Source organism: Micromonospora reichwaldensis, from assembly GCF_031845925.1.
GTDB lineage: Bacteria > Actinomycetota > Actinomycetes > Mycobacteriales > Micromonosporaceae > Micromonospora > Micromonospora reichwaldensis.
In genome coordinates this window covers 169,352-192,526 of the sequence record NZ_JAVRFL010000008.1, presented here as the reverse complement: position 1 = coordinate 192,526, position 23,175 = coordinate 169,352, and the positions used below count along the sequence as shown (strand labels likewise).

The 23,175-nt window shown below is 68.6% G+C and carries 16 protein-coding genes and 2 CRISPR repeat arrays (1 of these 18 running past the window's edge); of the genes, 11 read left to right on the top strand and 5 right to left on the bottom strand.

Annotation, left to right across the window (positions count from 1 at the left end):
• Positions 1-4 precede the first annotated feature (4 nt).
• A complete protein-coding gene (locus RM555_RS09270; protein ID WP_311411350.1) occupies positions 5-148 on the bottom strand; it encodes a hypothetical protein in 144 nt (47 codons plus the stop codon).
• Positions 149-444: 296 nt separating this feature from the next.
• Here RM555_RS09270 and RM555_RS09265 point away from each other — a divergent pair, with 296 nt between their 5' ends.
• Positions 445-651, top strand: a complete 207-nt coding sequence (locus tag RM555_RS09265; RefSeq protein ID WP_311411349.1) for a helix-turn-helix transcriptional regulator — start codon at positions 445-447, stop codon at positions 649-651.
• A 153-nt stretch (positions 652-804) separates the two neighbouring features.
• Here RM555_RS09265 and RM555_RS09260 read toward each other — a convergent pair whose 3' ends face one another.
• From RM555_RS09260 to RM555_RS09250, 3 genes are all read right to left on the bottom strand, one after another.
• Positions 805-1,779: a DUF4268 domain-containing protein gene (locus RM555_RS09260; protein WP_311411348.1), complete on the bottom strand. Its 975-nt coding sequence runs from the start codon at positions 1,777-1,779 to the stop codon at positions 805-807.
• 78 nt (positions 1,780-1,857) lie between these two features.
• Entirely contained in the window at positions 1,858-2,538 is a 681-nt protein-coding gene (locus tag RM555_RS09255; protein ID WP_311411347.1) for a DUF6308 family protein, read from the bottom strand.
• A gap of 180 nt (positions 2,539-2,718) precedes the next feature.
• A CRISPR array of direct repeats spans positions 2,719-5,980; the repeat unit is 28 nt; unit sequence GGATCACCCCCGCGTGCGCGGGGAGCAG.
• A gap of 529 nt (positions 5,981-6,509) precedes the next feature.
• Entirely contained in the window at positions 6,510-8,603 is a 2,094-nt protein-coding gene (locus RM555_RS09250; protein ID WP_311411346.1) for an N-6 DNA methylase, read from the bottom strand.
• Between the two features lie 399 nt (positions 8,604-9,002).
• Here RM555_RS09250 and RM555_RS09245 point away from each other — a divergent pair, with 399 nt between their 5' ends.
• A complete protein-coding gene (locus RM555_RS09245) occupies positions 9,003-9,617 on the top strand; it encodes a hypothetical protein (RefSeq protein WP_311411345.1) in 615 nt (204 codons plus the stop codon).
• Here the strand turns inward: RM555_RS09245 and RM555_RS09240 are convergent.
• Positions 9,556-10,788: a serine/threonine-protein kinase gene (locus tag RM555_RS09240; RefSeq protein WP_311411344.1), complete on the bottom strand. Its 1,233-nt coding sequence runs from the start codon at positions 10,786-10,788 to the stop codon at positions 9,556-9,558. The two genes, RM555_RS09245 and RM555_RS09240, sit on opposite strands and share 62 nt — an antisense overlap.
• Positions 10,789-11,138: 350 nt before the next feature.
• Between RM555_RS09240 and RM555_RS09235 the strand changes: the two genes are divergently transcribed.
• Genes RM555_RS09235 through cas2e form a run of 9 tightly spaced genes read left to right on the top strand, consistent with a single transcriptional unit; the run spans position 11,139 to position 22,346 of the window.
• Positions 11,139-13,328, top strand: coding sequence for a UvrD-helicase domain-containing protein (locus RM555_RS09235; protein ID WP_311411343.1), 2,190 nt, complete (start codon positions 11,139-11,141; stop codon positions 13,326-13,328).
• Positions 13,325-16,168, top strand: coding sequence for a CRISPR-associated helicase Cas3' (gene cas3 / locus RM555_RS09230; protein WP_311411342.1), 2,844 nt, complete (start codon positions 13,325-13,327; stop codon positions 16,166-16,168). The genes RM555_RS09235 and cas3 overlap by 4 nt, the downstream gene beginning before the upstream one ends.
• Before the next feature lie 37 nt (positions 16,169-16,205).
• Positions 16,206-17,867: a type I-E CRISPR-associated protein Cse1/CasA gene (casA, locus tag RM555_RS09225; RefSeq protein WP_311411341.1), complete on the top strand. Its 1,662-nt coding sequence runs from the start codon at positions 16,206-16,208 to the stop codon at positions 17,865-17,867.
• The gene (gene casB / locus RM555_RS09220; RefSeq protein WP_311411340.1) at positions 17,864-18,538 is read left to right on the top strand and encodes a type I-E CRISPR-associated protein Cse2/CasB; all 675 of its coding nucleotides are present in this window, start codon (positions 17,864-17,866) and stop codon (positions 18,536-18,538) included. Before casA ends, casB begins: the two co-directional genes overlap by 4 nt.
• Positions 18,535-19,659 carry a type I-E CRISPR-associated protein Cas7/Cse4/CasC gene (gene cas7e / locus RM555_RS09215; protein WP_311411339.1) on the top strand — a complete coding sequence of 375 codons (1,125 nt, stop codon included), beginning with the start codon at positions 18,535-18,537 and terminating at the stop codon, positions 19,657-19,659. Before casB ends, cas7e begins: the two co-directional genes overlap by 4 nt.
• Positions 19,656-20,357 carry a type I-E CRISPR-associated protein Cas5/CasD gene (gene cas5e, locus RM555_RS09210; RefSeq protein WP_311411338.1) on the top strand — a complete coding sequence of 234 codons (702 nt, stop codon included), beginning with the start codon at positions 19,656-19,658 and terminating at the stop codon, positions 20,355-20,357. The genes cas7e and cas5e overlap by 4 nt, the downstream gene beginning before the upstream one ends.
• Before the next feature lie 2 nt (positions 20,358-20,359).
• Complete coding sequence (gene cas6e, locus RM555_RS09205) at positions 20,360-21,025, top strand: type I-E CRISPR-associated protein Cas6/Cse3/CasE (protein ID WP_311411337.1); 666 nt, start codon at positions 20,360-20,362, stop codon at positions 21,023-21,025.
• A gap of 14 nt (positions 21,026-21,039) precedes the next feature.
• Complete coding sequence (gene cas1e / locus RM555_RS09200) at positions 21,040-21,990, top strand: type I-E CRISPR-associated endonuclease Cas1e (RefSeq protein ID WP_311411336.1); 951 nt, start codon at positions 21,040-21,042, stop codon at positions 21,988-21,990.
• Positions 21,990-22,346 (top strand): type I-E CRISPR-associated endoribonuclease Cas2e, encoded by a 357-nt coding sequence (gene cas2e, locus RM555_RS09195; protein WP_311411335.1) that lies wholly within the window; start codon positions 21,990-21,992, stop codon positions 22,344-22,346. The genes cas1e and cas2e overlap by 1 nt, the downstream gene beginning before the upstream one ends.
• A 651-nt stretch (positions 22,347-22,997) precedes the next feature.
• A CRISPR array of direct repeats spans positions 22,998-23,175; the repeat unit is 28 nt; it runs 218 nt beyond the window's last position.

Genomic DNA, 23,175 nt, shown 5'->3' with positions numbered 1-23,175 from the left:
CCGTTCACCGCCGCACCGCCGGGGGCGCGGCGTCGGTGGACTCACCGCAACGCGGACACCACCGTGACTTGACCTTGAACGCGAACAACCCCGCCAGAAACCCCAGCAGTACGGCGCCAACCACCATCATCACCACCTCGACAACCACGGCATCCTCACCTCCCGCAAGGTCCGCACGCCGAACAAACCGCTGGCGCGTGAGCGTGACCGCTCATCTGCAGGCCGGTGCAGGGCCATCAGAGCCACATCGGGTACGGGTGACGCGTCGCCGTGACAGGACCGGCGTCGAGGTGCCTCCGTTAGATGGCTCGCAAGGAGGAATGAGGGGTGGATGATCCCGGTTTGAGAGATATTGCGTCACGTCTTCAGGATCGCATCCCCCCGTCGAGCTAGTCAACCGGCAATTGCCAAAAGGATAGAACCGATCTGCCTACGTTCGAAGGCGTGGACCGTGGGCCAGGCCGCTTGATGGGGCCTTACGAGATCGCGCAGCGTCTCAACGTCTCGCGGCAACGGTTCCAGCAGCTTGCCCGGTACCCCACCTTCCCGAAGCCCTACCAGGAGCTACGGGGGATGAAGGTGTGGTTGGCCGAGGACATTGAGGACTGGATCGCCAAGTACCGACAACCTCGTCCCACGGACGAAGACTGACGGCCGAGGCCCGTCAATAGCATCGGCCTACCGCTGCAGCTGCTGTCTAGCCGTCCGGCAGTGCGGTGAAGGCACCGGGCGACGATGCAGGGGTGCTGTGACCTGAGGGCGCGGCGCCTCCTGGCCGAGCGCCTCGCCAGACGGGGTGCATTGCTATTGACTGATGAGCGAGGCCAGGCCGCCAGCGTCGGTTATCGCCGTGCGAAGTCGCGTCTGAGCCTCGATGAACCAGGTCACGTACTCGGCCCAGTCCTCACTGTTGCCGATGTCGCCTTCCCGGTACTGCGCGATGCGGCAACCCTTCCTGCCCTGCAGCGGTTCGTACGACAGGGTGTTTCCGAAAGTCGGCTCCAGCTTGGCGCGGGCGGCGGCGAAACGCGCGTCGTTGACCGCGGGATCGGGGTCTTGAAAGAAGATCTCGCTCGACAGCCCCGACCGGCTGAACGTGCACGCGTACGAGATGCCGCTCATGCCGGCGGGCAGGGGCTGCCAGTTCTGCGGCGAGCCCTTGGTCGACGTCGTCCACCCGAGCTTGCGGTCATGGACCGCCTCCAGGAATCTCGTCCAGAACTCCTGGTAGGCCAATGCTCGATCGCTCGCTGCAGTGTCGCCCTTGGCGATCGCCTTGACCTTCTTGCCCCAGTCGTTCGGCTGCACGACCAGGCGCATGAGGGGCGCTGGCGCCGACTCGCCGATGCGTACCGCGCTGATCTCGATTCCGAAGAACCTCGTGGTCTCGTCCGTACGGGTGTTGAGCCAGTCCAACGCGGCCCTATGTTCTTCACGGAACTCGGTCGCGATCCACACCACGTTGACCGGATCCGTCCCACCGGCGTAGGTCAGCAACTGCCCCAGATGGCCGTGGTCCGTCCTCGTCAGCTGGTTCTCGATGATTACCGTTTCGTTCGTTGCCTCATCGACGCCAATCAGATCCAGCGAGAATCCGCCCACCGGGTGCTCGGCTGACGACAGCACCAGGTCCATGCCGAGCAGTTCGCCGAGCACGTCCGCGTTCGCCAGCAACCACGGCGTGAAGGTGTGCGCCTCGTGCTTCCAGACTTGCCGCACGTCGAGCAGTTCGAGCTTGCCGAGCGTGGGCAGTCCCTCGCTGGCGTCCACAAAGGTCATATCGCCGACCGTATCGGCTTGAGGCCCATCCTGACGTCCCAAGTCCGCCTCTTGGCGATGGCATCGCAGGGTCGACCGTCACGAGGTCGATGAAGCCTCTCGATCGGGCATCCAGGCGAGGATGTCCAGCAGGCGTACGTCCGAGAGGCGATCCGCCGCCTCGGCGACCAGCGGATCGTCGTGGTGGCGCGCGGCGGCCCGTAGCCGGGCGAGCCCCTCGGCGGCCCGCAGCAGATCCGTTCGGTATGCCGCCCAGTAGGCCCGCCGCGGTGGTGCGTGCCGGCTGCCTGCCTGCTGTAGTTCACGCGCCGCGACCTCGGCGGCCCGCCGGTACCGTCGCAGCAGCGCACTGTCGAGGATGAGGAACAGTCCAGGCCGCGCCAGGTGCAGGGCCTTGCTCACCTTCGCATGCCCGAGCCCTCGCGGACGATCCTGGAAGAAGTGCTGGTACAGCCGGAGCGCACCGTCGTAGCAGCCATCGTCGAGCATTGGGTTGGCGTTTCGGAGTTGGGCGTCGAGCGGGACGTCGTCCCAGGGCGCGGTCTCGCTCAGCCGCAGCAGGTGGCGCTCCTGCTCCCGACTGATTCTGCTGCCCATGTAAGGTGCACGAGTTACCTTGATGAGCTTCGGCGTCAGCACGGGATGCGTGCCGGCCAGCCAGTCGTAGGCGCGGACCGTGCGGGCATGCCGCTTGCAGTAGTCGACGAAGACGCCGAGCGGGTCGTTCACCGGTCGACCAGCGACCTCGATCGGAGCCACTGGGGCACCTGCCTTCCTGATTGCTCGGCGGAGTCGTCGGTCACCAGCCTGCTTCGATCCACCAAATCTCACAACCGTCTCACGGACGGCCCGGGAAGGCCCGACGTGCCTCGGACCGCTCCCTGGCCGTTGACCTCGTCCCTGGCTAAGTTGCTCGGCGTGGCCATGTTCGGGTTCCAGGGATCACCCCCGCGTGCGCGGGGAGGCGGGGGTTGTACCCCGGGACCAGCGGCATCATCGCCGGATCACCCCCGCGTGCGCGGGGAGCAGGTTTGCGCGAAGGGTGCCGAGCTGGGGCTGCTGGGTTCACCCCCGCGTGCGCGGGGAGCAGAGCGTCACCACCGACACCCGGCAGCGCACCGGCGGATCACCCCCGCGTGCGCGGGGAGCAGGGTAGAGACGTACGCGTGGTGGCGCCACGTCCAGGATCACCCCCGCGTGCGCGGGGAGCAGTTCAGCCAGATCGCCGTGCACCTCGTGCCCGTCGGATCATCCCCGCGTGCGCGGGGAGCAGCGCCTCGGACGGCGCGATCTGCCGCGAGGCGAGGGATCACCCCGCGTGCGCGGGGAGCAGGCGGCCCTGCCTCATACGCCCGCCCCCTGCGCAGGATCACCCCCGCGTGCGCGGGGAGCAGCACCTCTCGGTCGTGGGTCACGGTCACGTCACCGGATCACCCCCGCGTGCGCGGGAGCAGGGGCCGGCGTTCATCGCCTGCGCAAGGGCGGTGGGATCACCCCCGCGTGCGCGGGGAGCAGCGGTTGCCGCGGCTGGGCCGGTGGCTGATCGCCGGATCACCCCCGCGTGCGCGGGGAGCAGACCACGTACCACGGCCGAACGGCCGGCGGCGATGGATCACCCCCGCGTGCGCGGGGAGCAGGCCGGCGCGCTCGACGGCTGCGACTGCGAGGTGGGATCACCCCCGCGTGCGCGGGGAGCAGCTCAGCGATCAACCACTGCCGCCCGACCTTCGTGGATCACCCCCGCGTGCGCGGGGAGCAGTGCCCCTGCTCCAGTAGGGCCAGCTCCAGGAACGGATCACCCCCGCGTGCGCGGGGAGCAGTCGACTCCGTGCCGGCCACGGTCGACTTCGGCCGGATCACCCCCGCGTGCGCGGGGAGCAGGGGACTTCTGTGTAACCCCACGTTCACAGATAGGGATCACCCCCGCGTGCGCGGGGAGCAGCGACCCGGGCCGGGCTGCTCCAGTCGGCCGGCGGGATCACCCCCGCGTGCGCGGGGAGCAGATCCTGCGCGGTGACGAGGACGCGTGGATGCGGGGATCACCCCCGCGTGCGCGGGGAGCAGCTCGACGACCTGGTGACGCGGCTCGCACAGGAGGGATCACCCCCGCGTGCGCGGGGAGCAGGCTCGCTCAAGACGGCCATGACTGGCCGCTGAAGGATCACCCCCCGCGTGCGCGGGGAGCAGCAGTCCTATACCCCGGACACCGCCGTGATCGGGGGATCACCCCCGCGTGCGCGGGGAGCAGTCTTCCCAATCGTCAATGTCGGGGTCGTACCCGGGATCACCCCAGCGTGCGCGGGGAGCAGACGGCCTCGGTCGCGGTGGCGACAATGATGCGCGGATCACCCCCGCGTGCGCGGGGAGCAGATGTGCTGCACCTTCTTCTCCGCCTGGGAGAAGGGATCACCCCCGCGTGCGCGGGGAGCAGGCCACTTCTCCACGGTGGACATGTGCGGGCTCCGGATCACCCCCGCGTGCGCGGGGAGCAGGGGCAGCTCGCCGGCCGGTGCATCCCCTGCCGCGGATCACCCCCGCGTGCGCGGGGAGCAGAACGGCTTCGCCTACCACGGCGGCAACGGCGAGGGATCACCCCCGCGTGCGCGGGGAGCAGGTGCGCGAGAGCTTGGAGGCGGCGGCCGACGCCGGATCACCCCCGCGTGCGCGGGGAGCAGTACGGTGCGCTCTACGGCACGCTCCCGCGGGTAGGATCACCCCCGCGTGCGCGGGGAGCAGGTCGCTGGTGCCGTATGCGGTGACCAGCGACGCGGATCACCCCCGCGTGCGCGGGGGAGCAGCCTTGTCGCGGCAGAGCAATCACCATAGATCCAGGATCACCCCCGCGTGCGCGGGGAGCAGCGCTTAACCAACTGGAGGTCCGTGGTGGCCAGGGGATCACCCCCGCGTGCGCGGGGAGCAGGTGGCAATGACACCGTTCTCCGCCAACTGGAGCGGATCACCCCCGCGTGCGCGGGGAGCAGCGTTGCAGACGCAGGTCGAGGGTGTTGCGGCCGGGATCACCCCCGCGTGCGCGGGGAGCAGGCCGTCCGTAGCGGGCACGAGCGGTCGCGCACCGGATCACCCCCGCGTGCGCGGGGAGCAGGCGCTCTCGCACCGGATCCGCATGGTCAAGGAAGGATCACCCCCGCGTGCGCGGGGAGCAGCAAGCTGGCTCTGCGCGAGCGTCACGACAGGAGGGATCACCCCCGCGTGCGCGGGGAGCAGAGTTGCACTACCGACAGTGCATGTACGTCCGTGGGATCACCCCCGCGTGCGCGGGGAGCAGGCCGGCGAGGCGTCGAACGGCATCACCACGGCGGGATCACCCCCGCGTGCGCGGGGAGCAGACCTGCGCGTTGTAGATGCCGAACACCGCGGCGGGATCACCCCCGCGTGCGCGGGGAGCAGCTCGACGGCACCGCCGGCCCGGACGGGCGGCCGGGATCACCCCCGCGTGCGCGGGGAGCAGAGCAGGTACGTGGCCGCGACGTGGGGCCGCGCCGGATCACCCCCGCGTGCGCGGGGAGCAGGCGGGGCGGATCTGTCGCGGCCCTCGCCGACCCGGATCACCCCCGCGTGCGCGGGGAGCAGGAGCAACATCCCGGTCAACCGGAGGAAGACCACGGATCACCCCCGCGTGCGCGGGGAGCAGTACGTGTCGATCAGCTTCTGCGTCTCGGTCTTGGGATCACCCCCGCGTGCGCGGGGAGCAGCCGCCTTGCTGTCGGCGTTGGCAGCCAGGTTGTGGATCACCCCCGCGTGCGCGGGGAGCAGCTGTTCGACCGGAGCCGCGTCGCGCGGACGGCGGGATCACCCCCGCGTGCGCGGGGAGCAGACCTACGCGCAGCTCATCGCCCATCGGCCCGACGGATCACCCCCGCGTGCGCGGGGAGCAGGGCCGAGCTGGTCGCGATCGCAACGGGGATGACGGATCACCCCCGCGTGCGCGGGGAGCAGGACTGCCACGCGCCGTCGAGCGACCGGATTTCGGGATCACCCCCGCGTGCGCGGGGAGCAGGGCACCTGCAAACGGACGAGTGGGGGCCGTCAAGGATCACCCCCGCGTGCGCGGGGAGCAGGCTCCCCACGGGGGTAAAGAGCCGGGCCCCTGCGGATCACCCCCGCGTGCGCGGGGAGCAGGCCTGGTGCATTGTCGACGCATCCTGAATGCGCGGATCACCCCCGCGTGCGCGGGGAGCAGACTTCCTGACCTGCGGCGCTAAAGATCAACAAGGCGGTTTTCCTTCACTTTAGCGCGCAAGATCATCCTTCGGAAACGGAGGCTGAATCGACGAGACCCTAAGTGCAGCGTACTGGGCGTGTGGCCAGGGCGCGGGGCGAGTTGGCCTCGGGGGCGTCGGAGCCGCAGGCACGAGGCGTGCGGCGCTGCGCGCATCCGGCTGTGGCTGATGAGCAGCAGCTCGGAAGGAGTGTATGAGTGACCAGTCGTGGTCACACAGCTCTTCTCGATCACCCATTGGCTTACCGTTCGGGAGCGGAGCCGGTCGGGCGGGCGCGGTCAGGACCGAACGGCTGAGGCGGCGAGTAAGCGGTCGTGTTCACCGCCGAAGGCGCGTGCATTCGCGCGGTCGAGGCCATCCGTGGCCCTGGAAGCAGTCACCCAACACGGCGGGAAGCTGCTTGCCAGGGGTCTGTGCCGCGCTGCATCAGAGGTACGTCGGTCTCCTCCTGTGGGCGCACCGAGAAGACGGCTCGCCCGGCATAGCCGATCAGGAGGTGAGGTCGAGGGCGCCTGCGGTGAGGCCGTCGCTGATTTCGCGGGCCAACGCGGCTCCGGTCATCGCTGCCCGGTCAAGGGCGGTGCTGAACTCGATGAGTCGGCAGAAGGCCTGCCCGTACGCCTGCTGCTGGTCCAACGGCAGCACGGGGATGGCGAGTCGCTTGATGTCGATGCGTAGGGCGCTGTTGGCGGTGCTGGAGGCTCGACCAGCGATACGCAGGTTGTCTGTGTGGGAGATGACGCCGGCGACGAACCACGGATCGAAACAGGTCGTGTCGACGCGTAGCAGTTGAACGCCGGGTCCTAGTTCGGCTCCGACTTGTTCAGGAGTGGCGACCCTGGCGCTGATCTTGTGGCCGATGATGGGGATGAGGATGTCGTTGGTGCGTACCTGCGGTCCTGGGGGGTCGTTTGCGGCGCGGGCTGTCGAGCCGGTTGCGGGGCCGCCGGACAGGACGTCAGTGGCGGTCAGGGTCGTGGCGGTGGTTGCGCTGGTTGATCGGGTACGCGAAGTTGCGCGTTGCACGGAGATGCTGCCAGACCGGATCAGGTCGGCAATGTCGGCTTGAGGAGCGGCGTGTAGCGGTGCGGTCTGCGCCTGTCGTACTGCGGGTAGAGCGTGTCGTATGTGGTTGAGGAGTTGGTCGAAGTCGCTGATCCTGGCGATGATCTGGGCTGGGTCGGCGGTGAGGTTGCTGGCCTGCGGCAGGTGGCGTTGCGGGGTCAGGTCGACCTGGTCGTCGAGCACTTCGATGGCGGGTACCGCGCGGTGGACGCCGGGCACTTGGGCGTAGTCATCGGATTGGTAGGCACGCCAAGCCTCTCCGACTGTGTCGGAGAGGCTTCGGGTCGTCGATGCAGCAGTGGTGTCGACCACGAGCAGGTCGCCGGCGTGTGGCTGGTGCGGGTCGGGCTGGGTGAGTACCCAGACGTGCAGTCCGATGCCGGTCGGTGGCATCAGGCCGGCGGGGAGAGCGATGACCCCGCGGAGCGCTCCGTGGCGGATCAGTTCGGCGCGGACGCGGCGGCCGGCTGGACGCGACGCGGCGGCGGGGGGCATGAGCACGACGGCGGTGCCGCCGGGGGAGAGATGGGCCAGGGCGTGCTGTACCCAGGCGAGTTCGGGTTCGGTGCGCGGGGGTAGGCCGTAGGTCCAGCGAGGATCGTAGGCGAGGCGGTCGTGACCCCAGTCATGAATGCCGAACGGGAAGTTGGCCACGACGACGTCGGCTCGCAGGTTGGGCATGGCGTCGGCGAGCAGGCTGTCGCCGACGTGCACGATGGGAGGCTCCGTCGGATGGCCAGCGCGTTGGGCGCGCAGATGCACGAACCAGAGTCGCAGCAGAGTTATCAGGGCATACTGCGGCTTGATCTCCTGCGCGTAGCACCTTGTGACGGTCGCGCTCTGTAGGGCCCGGTCGGCGGCCATCCGCAGGATCGATCCGGTGCCGCTGGTGAAGTCGAAGGTGCGGGCTCCGGAGCCGGCGACGGTCAGCATTATGTCGGCAACGCTGTCTGGTGTGCCGGCGAGCCCGGAGAGCGAGTGGGCCGAGGCCACGTACTGGCTGTGCAGGTATTCGAAGGCGGACTCCGGGTCCTGCTCCGAGCTGAGCTGGTTGGCCGTGCGTAGCAGGGTGGCGAGTTGGGGGGTCCACTGATTGGGCAGTAACTCGCCGACCATCTCGGCTAGGCCGGGGTCGAGCGTGCGTAGGTGGGTGACGAGCTGACGTGGGGTGAGCAGGCTGTCGCCAAAGGGCTCGGTCTGTTCGGAGCGGACGAGTAGGTATGCGCCGATGATGTTGAGTGCGTCGCTGATTTGCGCTGCGGGTTGGTAGCTCTCGATGTGTCTCCAGGCCCACTGCTCGGTGCCGGCCTGGTGTAGCCGACCGTGCTGGTGGAGCCATTGCTCTACTGCCCGGGCATCGAATGACGGGCTGGTCGGGGTGCCGCCTACGGGGGTGGGGAAGTCTGCGTACCGGCGACGCCAGTTACTTACCGCGGCCCTGCCGACATTGGCCAGCCGCGCGATGCCGCTGGCTGTCAGGGTGGCCTCGCTAGGGGCCGTGCTCGACTCTCTCGTCACGCGTGAACGCTACCACGGAAATGGCTCTTGTGTAGCCTGTTCACAGGCGCTAACGTCGGCGGTGTTGATCCCAGTCCTTGGAGGAGTCATGCCACGTCGTGGGCGCAGCACCACCGTCGGAAAGTTCGCGAAGTTCTACCAGGACCGTCGGGTGTCCGAAATCCGGGTGCTCGGGGAGGTGCTACGTCGTGAACAGCACGCGGCGCCCCGTGTGGAGCCAAGAACGCAAGACACGCAGGCGAGCCCCGTGGCCTGCTGACCCCGACCCTCAACCATTCGACGACCGAAGGAGGACCATGAACACCCTTGCTCGCAACTGCGCTGTCAACTGCCCAGTCTCCAACCTTTGCTCCGGTCGCATACGTGTGTGGCGGTGCGCGGCGGTATCGGCCCGACTCGATGGATGCCACGCCAGTCCAGGCGTATGCGCGAGTGCGCCTTGACCCCGTCGTCGGTGCTGCCATCGCGGACGCCTACATGGCCGCGCCGCCCAGCGAGGAGCGTGCCTTTGCCGCCTACGCCGCGTTCTGCCGGGAGACCGTGTGGCAGTATCACTTCATGGTGGGCCGAATCGAGTTCGGTGGCCTGGGCGTGACGGTGCGGGTGGTGGACGAGGACCCGTACGAGGAGGTCGACTCGATGGTCGACGATGTGCGGCACCGTCAGCTGAAGGTATGGGCCAGCGCGGCCAGCGGTAACCCGCACCCGTATCTCAGTGACGGCGAGAACGACATGTTCCGTGCGGTCCACGACGTGTTCGGGCACGCGGGCAGCGGCCGCGGGTTCGACCGGCACGGCGAGGAGGCGGCCTGGTTGAAGCACAGCAGCATGTACTCGCCGCTGGCGCGTCGCGCTCTGGCAACCGAGACGCGTGGCCAGAACTGTGCCCAGATCTTCCACTATCGGGGCGGTCGCTTCCCTGCGCAGAAGGCGGTGCTGTTGCCTCGGTTGTTCAGTGATCCACGTCCGGTACGTGTCGTGCGCGCTCGCGTGGCGAAGGCCGTTCCTTGCTGAGTCGTTCGATCTCTTGACGCAGTTCCACCACCGCGAAGTGTTCCGGTCCGTCCACCTGGGCGCGGCTGTGCATCAGGCTCTTGAGCTGGCGCAGGGCACGGTCGTGCTCGCCGAGCGGCACGTGGGCGCGGGCGGCGCGCAGGCGGAGGTCGAATACCAGAGGGTGACTATCGCCGTGGCTCCGCGCGTGATGATCGGCGAGCTGCCGCCACTGCCGGGCGGCAGCTCGGAATTCGCCGGCGGCATGCAGTTGTTCCGCCTGCTTCGAGGCCTGTTCCACGTCGAGTTGGAGGGGGTCGATCGTCGACGTCACTACCGGGCGAGCTTGCTGTGGCACTCGCCCGACGATCGCGGCGTAAGCCGGCACTGATCCAGTGAGGTCATCGGCCACGCCTGGGATCGGCGGTAAATCCTGGGCGAGGGGAGCGAGCGCGGCGTAGACCTCGGCAGCAGTGTCCGGCCGGTCGTGCGGGTGGATCGCCAGCATCGTGTGAATCAAATCGTCGAGCACGGCTGGGACGTCCGGCCGCAGGTCAGTGGGGTGCGGTGGAGGGTCGTCCATCTGGTGCCGCAGCGTCGTGGTGGTGGTGACACCGTCGAACGGCGGGTGGCCGGTGAGCAGGTCGAACAGCGTGGCGCCCAAGCCGTACAGGTCGGTGCGGTGGTCGACGGCGTCCCCGAAGATCTGTTCGGGAGCCATGTAGCCGACCGTGCCCAGGCTTTGTTCGGTCTGGGTGATCCGCGAATAGCGTTCGTCGTCGCGGATGACGGCCAGACCGAAGTCGAGCACCTTCACGGCGCCGTTTCTGTCCAGCATGACGTTGCTCGGCTTGATGTCTCGGTGTACGAGGCCGATCTGCTGTGCGGCGAGCAGGATGCTGCTGACCTGGGCCCCGATGGCGGCAACCCAGCCGATCGGTAGCCGCCCCTGTTCGGCGACCAGGTCTGCGAGAGTGACTCCGTTGATTTTCTGTAGGACGACATAGGGTTGGCCGTCCTGCTCGCCGAGGTCGTAGACGGCGGGAACGCCAGGATGATCCAGCCGGGCGGTCAGCAACGCCTCGCGGCGGAATCGGCGCGCCAACTCGATGTTCATCGCGGCGGCGCTGACGAACTTCACGATGACGGGACGGTCGAGCAGGGTGTCCTGAGCGGGCCAGACCTCACCCATGCCCTTATGCGGAAACGGGAACCGGCCTACTCTGTACCGGTCTTTGAGGTCCGTGCCCGCTACCACGGGACTCAGCATAACTGTCCATCGCCGGCAACCACGCACATCAGGTTCCCGGCGAGACATCCCGACGGCCGATCCGCCACATGCTTGCTCTGATCGTGTTGGTCGCAGGCGACGGCAGCACCATGAGGCGCAGGCGTCGTCCAGCCTGTCCGCCGTGAACAGGCTCCGTCGATGGCGAACTGTCATAGTGAAGACAGATCACGCGGAAATCCTTGCAAGCATGGTTCACAAGTGCTTCACTTTGGACGGCGTGGCTCGGGTCTGACTGCGCCGCCTTCTACTGCGTGACCAACACCGCCATCCCTGATCGGCTGATGGCGGTGCAGGCTGTGCGCCCTGTCCTCTCGGGCGCTGTGACGACGGGGGATCGTATGGCTGAGCTGGCCATCGGCCGGGAGTTTCTTCCCGCCTACGCCAAGCTGCAACGTCGGGTGCAGCGCGCCGTAGATGCCGCCATCAGCAAGTTCGCCGAACACACCCACGCGGGCCTGCACCTGGAGAAGCTGACCGGCGCACGGGACCCGAACATCCGCACCATCCGCATCGACCAGTTCTACCGCGGGATCGTGCTCTCCCTCGGTCAGCAGAAGTACGCGCTGCTCGATGTCCTACCGCACGACGACGCCATTGCCTTCGCGGTCAGTCGCCGGTTCACCGTCAACCACGCACTCGGCGTGTTGGAGATGCGCGACCAGGCAGGCATCGAGGAGTTTGCTCGTACGGAGCCGTCAGCCTCGCCGAGCGACCGACTGTTCGACCACGTCTCGACTGCCGAGTTCGTACGGCTCGGCGTGGACGAGGACCTGATTCCGCTGCTGCGGATCATCGGCACGGACCAGCAGTTGGACAGTCTCGACGGGCGCCTGCCCGAGATGCAGCTCGACGTCCTACGCGGGCTGGCCAGCGGACTGCCGGTGCAGGAGGTCTGGGCGGAGATAGCTGACCGGGTCGTGTCGGGCGTGGACACCGAGGACCTCTTGACCGCGGCGCGGCGTACGCCCGAGCGGATCGCCTTCGTCTCGGGTCCGGTGGAACTCGCCGCCATCCTCGCCCACCCGTTCGACGTGTGGCGCACCTTCCTGCACCCGACGCAACGTGACGTCGCCTACCGCGAAACCTACAGCGGTCCCGCCCTGGTGACCGGCAGCGCCGGAACGGGAAAGACGGTTACCGGCCTGCACCGGGCGGTGTTCCTCGCCAAGCGCTTGCCGGACGGCGAGAAAGTCCTGCTGACCACGTTCACCCGTGCCCTCGCCGACTCTCTCGCCAGGCAGCTGCACCGGCTGGCGACCGAGCCGGCCGTGCGGGCGCGCATCCATGTGATCAGTGTCGACAAGCTGGCCTACGAGATCGTCGCCCGGGGTGGCAAGAAGGTCGCGGTCGCCGAAAGCGAGGTCCTCGACCGCCTGTGGGAGGCCGCCGCGAAGGCCGGTCCCACCTATCTGAACCGCGCCGGCCAAGTCACCACGGTCAGCAGCGCCTTCCTGAGACGGGAGTGGGAGCAGGTGGTGCTGGCTCAACAGTTGACTTCCCTGGAGGCATACCGCGATGCCCCCCGCAAGGGCCGTGGCGAGGGCCTGCGCGCCGCACAACGCGAACAGGTGTGGGCCGCGATCAGCGCAGCGGAGCGGGAGCTGACGAAGCGGCGCCTACGTACCCACACCCAGCTCGCCGATGACGCGGCAACGATCGCGCGCCACTCACCCGCCCCTTACCGGCATGTCATCGTCGACGAAGGCCAGGACCTGCATCCGGCGCAGTGGCGGCTGCTGCGTGCGCTCGTCGCACCCGGACCGAACGACATGTTCCTACTCGCCGATCCGTACCAGCGCATCTACGACAACCATGTGTCGCTAACTCAGCTGGGCATTCAGGTGCGTGGCCGCACCCGCAGGCTCACCGTGAACTACCGGACCACCCACGAGATCCTCGACCTGTCGGTGAAGGTCCTCAACGGCGACGCCGCCATCGGCCTCGACGACCAGGGCGACACACTGCGGGGCTACCGTTCGATCACCCGCGGTGGCGTCCCCGAACTTGTCGCTCAAAACAGCCGCGACGCAGAGCACGAGGCGCTGATCGAACGGGTGGGGACCTGGCTGGAACAGGGTGTGGAACCGCACGCCGTCGGCGTGGCCGCCCGCACCGGACAGCTCGTCCACACCCTCACGAGGATCTTGACCGAGGCCCACATTCCCGTGGCCGACGACAAGAGAGGCACCGACGGGGTGCGCGTGGCCACCATGCACCGCATGAAGGGCCTGGAGTTCCAATGTCTCGCCGTGGTCGGCCTGGACGCAGGGGTCTTGCCGGCGCCACATGCGCTCACCTCGGCGGCAGAGGACCCGCACGCCCACAGGCAGGACCTGCAGCGTGAGCGCTGCCTTCTGTTCGTCGCCCTGACCCGCGCCCGCGACGTGCTCTACCTGTCGCACAGCGGCACGCCCAGCCCGCTCCTGCCGGTGCGTCGATGAACGCCCGCGCCAGTGCTGGCGGCCCGAAACTGGGCGACGCGGCACGCTCCGTCTGGGGCAAGACAGACCGTAAAGGCACCTCACCAGTAGGTTGGCTGCCGCTGTGGCGGCACCTTGCCGACACCGCCGACGTGGCCGGACGGCTCTGGGAGCACTGGCTGAGCCCGGCAGTCCGCCAACGCATCGCTGACGAACTGCCCGGTGGCGACGCGGACGCCCGCACCTTGGCCGTCTGGACCGCTGGGGTGCACGACATCGGCAAGGCCACGCCCGCCTTCGCCTGCCAGGCGTACGCGCTGGCGGAGCGGATGCGCGACCACGGGCTCGGCTATCACCGGGACCTGATCCGCGCCGACCGCAAGTACGCCCCCCACGCCACCGCCGGGCACCTCGTGCTGGCGGACTGGTTACAGCAGCAGCACTGGACCGACCCTCACTCGTACGCGGTCATCGTCGGGGGCCACCACGGTGTCCCACCGACCGACGAAGGCCTTCGCGACGTACAGGTGCGTCCACACCTGCTTGGCGACCCGGACTGGCGGCAGGTGCAGCACGAACTGCTGAACTGGATGGCAGAGCGGTCGGGCGCAGGCGAGCGGCTCATCGAGTGGAGCGACGCACCGCTGTCGCAGCCCGTCCAGGCCGCCCTCACCGGCCTCGTCATCGTCGCCGACTGGATCGCGAGCAACGAGGAGTTCTTCCCGTACATCCTGGAAAGCACGGACGCAGACCGGCTGACGGCCGGCTGGGAGCTGCTGGACCTGCCGGTCCCGTGGCGGCCTGCCGCGCCGCCGGTGAGCGTGGACGAGATGTTCGGGGCGCGCTTCGAGCTACCCGCCGCCGCGGTGCCGCGACCGGTGCAGCGCACCGTTGCCGGGCTGGCCGCGACCATGCCAGCGCCCGGGATGATGATCGTCGAGGCGGCAATGGGCGAAGGCAAGACCGAGGCCGCGCTGGCAGCGGTGGAGATTCTGGCCCGCCGTACCGGGGCATCCGGCTGCTACCTCGCGTTGCCCACCCGAGCCACCAGCGACGCCATGTTCAACCGGATGCTGTCCTGGCTGCGTAGGCTGCCCGACGCTCAGGTCGGCCGAGGCGACCGCGACGTACGGCTGGCACACGGCAAGGCCGCACTCAATGCCGACTACGACCGGCTGCGGACGACCTCGCTGCCGAGCGGCATCGCCGAGGACGACGGCGGCACCGACATCGGCGTGCACGTCTGGCTCGCTGGACCCAAGCGAACACTGCTGTCCAGCTTCGTCGTGGGAACCATCGACCAGTTACTGTTCGCGGCGCTACGAGGCAAACATCTGGTGCTGCGTCACCTCGGCCTCGCCGGCAAGATCGTCGTCATCGACGAGGCGCATGCCTACGACGTCTACATGAGTCGCTTTCTCGACCGGGCGTTGGAGTGGCTCGGCGCGTACGGCGTCCCAGTCATTGTGCTCTCCGCGACACTGCCGGCACGCCGGCGGGCCGAACTGATGGCGGCGTACGACATCGGCCGGCTCGGAGCAGTGCCTGCGCTCACCTGGCGTGACCGCGGCAAGCCGCGGGTCGACCCGTACGCACCGCTGCGTACCGACCTGAGATACCCCCTGGTCACCGTCTCGACCGCCGATCGTGGCGCCACCGCGACCAGCTGCGCTGACTCGGGTCGAGGCGTCGAAGTGAAGCTGCGGCGCCTGGCCGACGATTTGCCCACGCTGGTGGAGCTGCTGCGCGACCAGCTGGCTGACGGGGGCTGTGCGCTGGTGGTCCGCAACACGGTGGCGCGGGTCCAGGAGACGGCAGCCGCACTGCGGGCGGCCCTCGGGCCGGACATCCCCGTGTCGGTGGCGCACTCCCGGTTCATGGCCGTCGACCGCGCCGCGAAGGACCGCTGGTTGCGCGACACGTTCGGCCCGCCCGGCAGTGGCAGCCGGCCGCATCGTCACGTGGTGGTCGCCAGCCAGGTCGCCGAGCAGTCCCTCGACATCGACTTCGACCTGCTCGTTACCGACCTGGCCCCGGTCGACCTGGTGCTGCAACGCATCGGCCGGCTACACCGTCATGCGCGCGGCGACCGTCCCGCCAAGCTCGCTACCCCGACCTGCTGGATCAGCGGCGCCGACTGGACAACAGAGCCACCGCACCCGGTAGCTGGTTCACGCCGCGTCTATCAGCCGGCCACGCTGCTGCGCAGCGCAGCGGTGCTGCTGCCGCACCTGAACGGCACACCACTGCGACTTCCCTGCGACATCGCGCCGATCACCCAGGCCGCCTACGGCGATGCGGAACTCGGCCCACCATCGTGGCAACCCGCGATGGCCGAAGCAGAGGCCAAACAGCGGGACGAGATCACCACCAAGGAGCTGAAAGCTGACGGTTTCCGCCTGGCCGGCGTCGCCGAGGCCGGGGCACCACTGATCGGCTGGCTTTCCGGCGGCGTCGGCAACGCCGACGACCGCGCGGCGCTGGGACACGTCCGCGACACCGACGCGGAGTCCCTCGAGGTCCTGCTGCTGGTACGGACACCGGACGGCTTGGTCCTGCCGCCGTGGATCGATGGTGGGGGAGTGTCGGTGCCGACCAGCAGCCTCCCGCGTTGGCCACTGCCTCGGTGGATCGCGCGCTGCACGCTGCCACTGCCGCGCGCGATGACTGCCACGGACGTGATCGATGAGGTGATCGCCGAGTTGGAACGGCGTACCGACCTCAGCGCCTGGCAGGACAGTCACTGGCTGGCCGGCGAGCTAGTGCTCGACATCGACACCGACGGGACCGCCACGGTGGCCGGCTTCGACCTGCACTACCACCCGGAGGAAGGGCTGCGCGTTACCCGTGCCAACACCTGAGTTCCCTTCGATCGCAGACGCAAAGGAGGTGCTGCCAGTGAGCGGCCTACCGCACCCAGCCGGATTTTCGCTGGTAGACGAGGCGTGGATTCCGGTACTGGACGCCGAGGGACAACGACGGGACGTGTCGCTGCTCGGCTTGTTCGAACAGGCCGGCGACGTACGCATGATCGCCTGTGAACTGCCCACGCAGACGTTCGCGATCCTGCGGCTCGCCTTGGCGATCCTGCACCGGACGACCGGCGGCCCACCGGGCGAGGCCGCCTGGCGGGCGCTGTGGCGGGACCGGTGGCTGCCGGTCGCCGACATTGCCGAATACCTCGGCGTCTTCCGCGACCGGTTCGACCTGCTGCACCCGGAGCACCCGTTCTACCAGGTGGCCGATCTGCGGGCGGCCAAGAACAACACGTACGGACTTGAGCGCCTTATCGCCGACGTGCCGAACGGTATGCCGTTCCTGACGACGCGCGCCGGACAGGGCATGGAGTCGATCTCGCTGGCCGAGGCGGCCCGCTGGGTGGTGCACTGTCAGGCGTACGACCCCTCCGGGATCAAGACGGGAGCGGTCGGAGACCCACGGGTCAAAGGTGGGCGGGGCTATCCCATCGGGGTGGCGTCGCTCGGGGCGTTGGGCGGCGTGCACATCGAGGGCGCGACCCTGTTGGAGACGCTGCTGCTCAATCTGGTGCCGATCGCGCCCGGCTGGCAGGTATCCGACGAGCGGGACCTACCGGTGTGGGAGCGCGAGCCGCAGACGGCCGTCGAGGAAGCAGACGCGGCACGCGGCCCGCACGGGCTGCTGAGTCTTTACACCTGGCAGTCACGACGGATCCGGCTGTTCGGCGATGCTGGTGGCGTTACCGGCGCCATGATCTCCAACGGTGATCGGTTGGAGTGGCAGGATCGACACCTGCTGGAGCCGATGAGCGTCTGGGGACGCAGCGGGCCACGCGAGCGTGAGCAGAAGCGGACCCCGATCTACCTGCCCCGGCCGCACGACCACAGCCGGGCACTGTGGCGAGGGCTGCAGACCCTGCTGCCGGCGCCGCCGCTTCCCGGCGCCGAGGCGCCACAGCGGCTGTCGCCGATGGTGGTGCAGTGGCTGGCCCGGCTGACCGTCACCGGGGTTGTCGGGCCGGACTTTCAGGCCCGAACGCGCGCCACCAGCGTCACCTACGGCACGCAGCAGGCGGTCGTCGACGAGGTGTTCAGCGACGCGCTGACCATGAACGTGCTGCTGCTGGTCGAAGACTCCGCTCTGCGTGCGGCGGCTGTCGACGCTGCCGGCGACGCCGAGTCCGCAGTGAAGGTGCTGTGCCGGCTCGCAGACAACCTGGTACGCGCCGCTGGCAGCCGGGACATCGACAGCGGCGATGCCGAACGCGCGGCTGAACGCGCGTACGCCCTGTTGGATCGCGCGTTTCGGGACTGGCTGGCGCGGCTCGGACCGGACAGCGATCCGGTGGCCGAGCGAGCCTCGTGGCAGCGCTTGGTGCGGAGGGCCGTGAAACGGCTGGGCAGTGAAATGGTCGCCGCTGCCGGACCGGCGGCCTGGGCCGGCCGGCCTGGCGTCGATCGCGCCGGGAGGGATGTGCATTTCTCGAGCTCGCAGGCGGAGGCATGGTTCCGCCTCGGTCTGGCCAAGGCGCTGCCGATGGCGGCTGAACTCGAGCACCAGAGGCAGGAGGAGGCAGCATGACAGTGGCAGAGACCAGCCGGCCGGACGCCCCGACACGTAAACCGTGGGCACGCCGTCGCAGAGGCCTCGGCGAACATGTCGCACGGACGGTCAGCGCCCTGCAGGTGCGGCTGTTGCGTGAGGCGCCCCAACCGGAGGCGGTCAGCGCACTTGCCCGGCTGCGGCGCGGCATCGGCCGGGCACCAGGCTTCGACTACACGCTCGAGCGCTACCTGCAGGTCCCGGAAGACCTGCTGGGCTACCGGCCGGCAGACGATGCCGTTGCCACCGACGCCGAGTACGCCATGCACGACGCGGTGACCCTGTACGCGTTGCATCAGCAGTCGCGCCGGGAACGGATGCACGTAGATGGACGAGGGCTTGGCCAGGCCCTGGCTGAGCTCGTCCGCGTGTCGGCTGGGCCAGACGGTGTACGGCGCCGGTTCGCCGCGCTCGGCACTGCCAGCACCTACCACGAGGGCATCTACCACCTGCGCAGCCTGATCACGATGCTGCGTGAACCGCAGATCCCACTCGACTACGGCCTGCTCGCCGACGACCTGCAGACCCTGCGCCTGCCCACCGGTCGGCCCCAGGTCCAGGCCATCTGGGGCCGTGAGTTCTTCCGCAGCCGGCCCAGCACTGGCATTGAGACCCCCACCACCGACACCCACGAGGAGAACCCATCATGAGCCGCACCATCATTGACGTCTACGCGCTGCAGACGGTGCCACCGAGCAACCTCAACCGAGACGACACCGGCTCACCCAAAACCGCCGTCTACGGCGGCGTACGGCGCGCGCGGGTGTCCAGCCAGGCATGGAAGCGAGCAATCCGGCTAGCGTTCGCAGGCCTGCTCGACCGCTCCCAGCTCGGCGAACGAACCAAGCGCGTGGGCGAGTCCCTCGCGGCGCGGATCAAGGCCCTCGACCCCAGCCTCTCCGACGAGGCCGCCTCCACGCTGGCCGCCGAGGTCTTCGTGGCTGCGGGTCTTGCCAAGGCGGAAAAGAAGAAGAGCGAGGCGAAGGACGTCGAGTCCGGATATCTGATGTTCCTGAGCCACCGGCAGGTGGACAACCTCGCCGCCGCAGCACTGGAAGCCTCCCGAGCCGGCACCACTCTCGACAAGAACCGGTTCAAGGCACTGGCCAACACCGAACACTCAGTCGACATTGCGATGTTCGGCCGGATGGTGGCCGACATGACAGACATCAACGTCGACGCCGCATGCCAGGTGGCGCACGCCATCAGCGTCCACGCCGTCGACAACGAGTTCGACTACTTCACCGCCGTCGACGACCGCAAGGCCGACGCCGCCGAGACCGGCGCGGGCATGATCGGCACCATCGAGTTTAACTCGTCCACCCTGTACCGTTACGCGACCGTCGACGTGGACGCGCTGCACCGCACCCTCGGCGACGCGGGCGCGACCCGAGCTGCGGTCGAGGCGTTCCTGACGGCGTTCGCGCGTAGCATGCCGACTGGCAAGCAGAACACGTTCGCCCACCGTACGTTGCCTGATGCGGTGCTGGTGCGGCTGCGTGACACGCAAGCGATCAACCTGGTCGGGGCGTTCGAGACGCCCATCCGGGAGACGCACGCGGCCGGGCGGATCGAACTGGCCGCAGCCGCCCTGGCGAAGTACACCACGGCCGTCGAGAACGCGTTCGGCGAGCGGCCGATCGGTAGCTGGGTCACCCAGGTCGGTGACAAGACTGCGGTGCTGGCCGACCTCGGCAAGGCGGTCAGCTTCAGCGAGTTAGTCACCGGAGTGGGAGAGCAGGTCGCTGTGGCGCTCGGACAGCCAGCATGAGTGTGTTGTTGTTGAGGCTGGCGGGCCCACTCCAGTCCTGGGGGTCGTCGAGCCGGTTTGCTCGCCGGGGCACCGAGGTCGCGCCGACCAAGAGCGGAGTGATCGGCCTGCTCGCCGCGGCCAAGGGCGTCCGACGTACTGAGCCGCTTACCGAGTTGCTGGGCTTAGAGTTCGGGGTACGGCTGGACCAGCCCGGGCAGATCCTGCGGGACTTCCAGACCGCCCGTTCTCTCGACGGACGCGACAGCGCGCCACTCACCTACCGCTTCTACCTCTCCGACGCCGCTTTTCTCGCCGCCGTCAGCGGTGAGCAGGAGCTTCTGCACGGTCTGATGGAGGCACTCAAACGGCCCCGGTTTCCGCTCTATCTCGGTCGCCGCTCGTGCCCGCCGGCCCTTCCGATCAGCCTCGGCGTACACGAAGGCACTGTCGACGACGCCCTGACGTCGTGGCCGTGGCTCGCCGCCGAGTGGCACCGCCGCAAAGCGGCCCGCACGGTCCGGTTGGAGATCATCCGCGACGCCCGGCCCGGCGAGCCGGTCACGGAGACCCTGCCGGACGAGCCGGTCAGCTTTGATCCCGCGCATCGGCAGCACACCTGGCGGTCGGTGCTGCGCCGGCACGTCGACGTCACCAACGACCTCGCGGAACGGGCCGGCGTCGCCGAGCACGACCCGCTGAGCCTGCTGGGAGGCTGAGCATGTTCCTCACCCGATTCCAGATCAACCCCGCTCGCCGAGGTGCACGGAAGCTGCTCTCTTCACCACATGCCATGCACGCGGCGGTCCGCGCCGCCTTCGCCGTCGCGGAGGACCACGAACGGGACGGCACCCGTACGTTGTGGCGGCTCGACACCCCAGCCACCGCCACCGTCCACCTCTACATCGTCAGCCCTGGCCGGCCCGATCTCACCCATCTGGTCGAGCAGGCCGGCTGGCCCACCACGGAGACCTGGGTAATCCGCGACTACGGCGGGCTGCTCGGCTCGCTTCGTCCCGGCCAGGATTGGGCGTTTCGGCTCACCGCGAACCCCACACACAACGGGCGTAAGACCACCGACGCCAAGGAGACACAGCGCTTCGGTTACCTTCGTGAAGAGGAGCAGGTCGGATGGTTGGCCAGCCGGGCCGCCCGGAACGGCTTCGCCCTGGCGACCCAGCAGGACGGTCGCCCTAACCTGCGGCTGCACCGCCGCCAGACGCAAACCTTCAGACGAGGCATGGGCGCTGTCACCCTCACGACGGTGACCTACGACGGCATCCTCCACGTTACCGATGCGGACGCCTTTCGTAGAGCGTTGACCAGCGGGATCGGACATGCGAAGGCGTACGGCTGCGGCCTGCTCACTCTCGCTCCCGCAGGCTGAATCCGGGCTGACCGATGAAGATCCCAGGCGTGCCGCCAGCCGAGCTCGGCGACCTCACCCGAGCCGAGGACCGGATTAGCTTCCTCTACCTCGAACGCAGCGTGATCCACCGGGACAGCAACGCGATCACCGCAACCGATGATCAAGGCGTTGTGCACATTCCGGCCGCCTCGGTGGGCGTGCTGCTGCTCGGGCCCGGCACCAGCATCACCCATCAGGCCATCGCCCTGCTCGCCGACCACGGAGCCACCGCCGTCTGGGTCGGCGAGCGGGGCGTGCGCTACTACGCGCACGGACGATCACTCGCGGCGTCCAGCCGTCTGCTCGTAGCGCAGGCCGCTGCGGTCAGCCATCGAGACCGCCGGCTCGCCGTAGCCCGCACCATGTACGCGATGCGCTTCCCTGGCGAGAACACCGCCAACCTCACGATGCAGCAACTGCGCGGCAAAGAGGGCGCACGAGTCCGCCGGACATACCGTGAGCATGCCGAGCGGACTGGTGTCGCCTGGCGCCACCGCGACTACGACCGGGCCGACTTTGCCGGCGGCGACCCCATCAACCAAGCGCTGTCGGCCGCCCACGCCTGCCTGTACGGCATCGTGCATACGGTCATCGTCGCGCTTGGGGCCGCGCCTGGTCTCGGCTTCGTGCACACCGGGCACGAACGCGCTTTCGTGTACGACATCGCTGACCTGTACAAGGCTGAGATAACAATCCCCGTTGCCTTCGACGTGGTGGCAAGCGGCTCGACCGACATCGGCACCGACACCCGACGCGCGGTACGTGACCGCGTGCACGACGGGGCCATCCTCGCGCGGTGTGTACGTGATATCCGCATGTTGCTGCTCCAACCTCAGCCCGGCGGTGAGATCGAAGACGAAGAATCCTTATGCCTCTGGGATGACACCGGCATCGAACTGACAGCAGGTCGAAACTACGCCGACATTGGCGAGGTCGACTTCTGATGACCGTCATCATCCTCACCGCCTGCCCGCCCGGACTACGCGGGCATCTGACGCAGTGGCTGTTCGAGATCTCCGCTGGCGTGTACGTCGGGTACGTGAGCACCCGTGTACGCGACAGACTGTGGGCTCGCGTTATCGACATGGCTGGTGCGGGCAGGGCGTTGATGGTCTTCCAGGTCCGCGGAGAACAGCGGTTATCGTTCCTGGCCCACGACCATCACTGGATCCCAGTAGATGTGGATGGGGTGACCCTGATGCGGCGCCCCGCTGACCCGATGGTCAACCCTGCGGTCTCTGGAGGCTGGAGCAAGGCGGCCAAGCGCCGTCGGTTCGGGCGCCGTGGGCGACCAGCGTAGAGGACGCCAACAGGCAAGGCGATCGATGCCCCAGTCGACGGTGATGATGCGACACGTAGGCGATGGGCGGGTTCGGTTTGGGGAGAGCCCTGTGTGCCTGGCGTGCAGCGATAGGTACGACAAATCGAGAACCTTCGACGTCACGTGTGCGGGGGAGCGGGACCGTCACGCGAACGCGGGTACGGCGCGATCCGCGATCAGCCTTGCGTTCGCAGGAGCAGAACCTCACCTACGGGGCCTATCAGCCGCTGAGCCACCCGCGCTTAGGGCGCAGCATGGTACCGGCGCCGACGTCTGCGATGTACCCCCACCGGTGCGCGGGACCAGGGCCGAAGAATGTCCGGGTGGAGGGGCCACTCCCGCCTGCGCGGGGAGCAGGCGCCGACATGGCGCCGATGGCGCGTGCGTGCAGGGCCACCCCCGCGTTCGCGGGGAGCAGTCCTCTCGCGTGGCACGGGGCCACTCCTTGGGAGGACCATCCCCGCGTTCGCGGGGAGCAGCAGATGCCCTGCATTCCGCCAGGCCCGTGGCATGGACCACCCCCGCGTGCGCGGGGAGCAGGGTGGGACGACCTGCTCCAGGTCCGCCGGCCGAGGACCACCCCGCGTGCGGGGAGCAGGAAAGCACCGACCACGATGAGCCACAGCCACAGGGACCACCCCCGCGTGCGCGGGGAGCAGGATCGGGCCGAGCATGGGCTTGTTGTTGGTGTCGGGACCACCCCCGCGTGCGCGGGGAGCAGGGCAGCGCGCTGAACACCTTCGTGGCCGGCGAAGGACCACCCCTGCGTGCGCGGGGAGCAGCAACGGGCCATGCACTGATCGTAGGC

Coding starts and splice junctions, on each gene's coding strand:
- RM555_RS09245 (WP_311411345.1), top strand. CDS start 9,003: ATGGATGCCACGCCAGTCCAGGCGTATGCGCGAGTGCGCCTTGACCCC.
- cas5e (WP_311411338.1), top strand. CDS start 19,656: ATGAGTGTGTTGTTGTTGAGGCTGGCGGGCCCACTCCAGTCCTGGGGG.
- casB (WP_311411340.1), top strand. CDS start 17,864: ATGACAGTGGCAGAGACCAGCCGGCCGGACGCCCCGACACGTAAACCG.
- RM555_RS09240 (WP_311411344.1), bottom strand. CDS start 10,788: ATGGGTGAGGTCTGGCCCGCTCAGGACACCCTGCTCGACCGTCCCGTC.
- cas6e (WP_311411337.1), top strand. CDS start 20,360: ATGTTCCTCACCCGATTCCAGATCAACCCCGCTCGCCGAGGTGCACGG.
- cas1e (WP_311411336.1), top strand. CDS start 21,040: ATGAAGATCCCAGGCGTGCCGCCAGCCGAGCTCGGCGACCTCACCCGA.
- cas2e (WP_311411335.1), top strand. CDS start 21,990: ATGACCGTCATCATCCTCACCGCCTGCCCGCCCGGACTACGCGGGCAT.
- cas3 (WP_311411342.1), top strand. CDS start 13,325: ATGAACGCCCGCGCCAGTGCTGGCGGCCCGAAACTGGGCGACGCGGCA.
- RM555_RS09260 (WP_311411348.1), bottom strand. CDS start 1,779: ATGACCTTTGTGGACGCCAGCGAGGGACTGCCCACGCTCGGCAAGCTC.
- cas7e (WP_311411339.1), top strand. CDS start 18,535: ATGAGCCGCACCATCATTGACGTCTACGCGCTGCAGACGGTGCCACCG.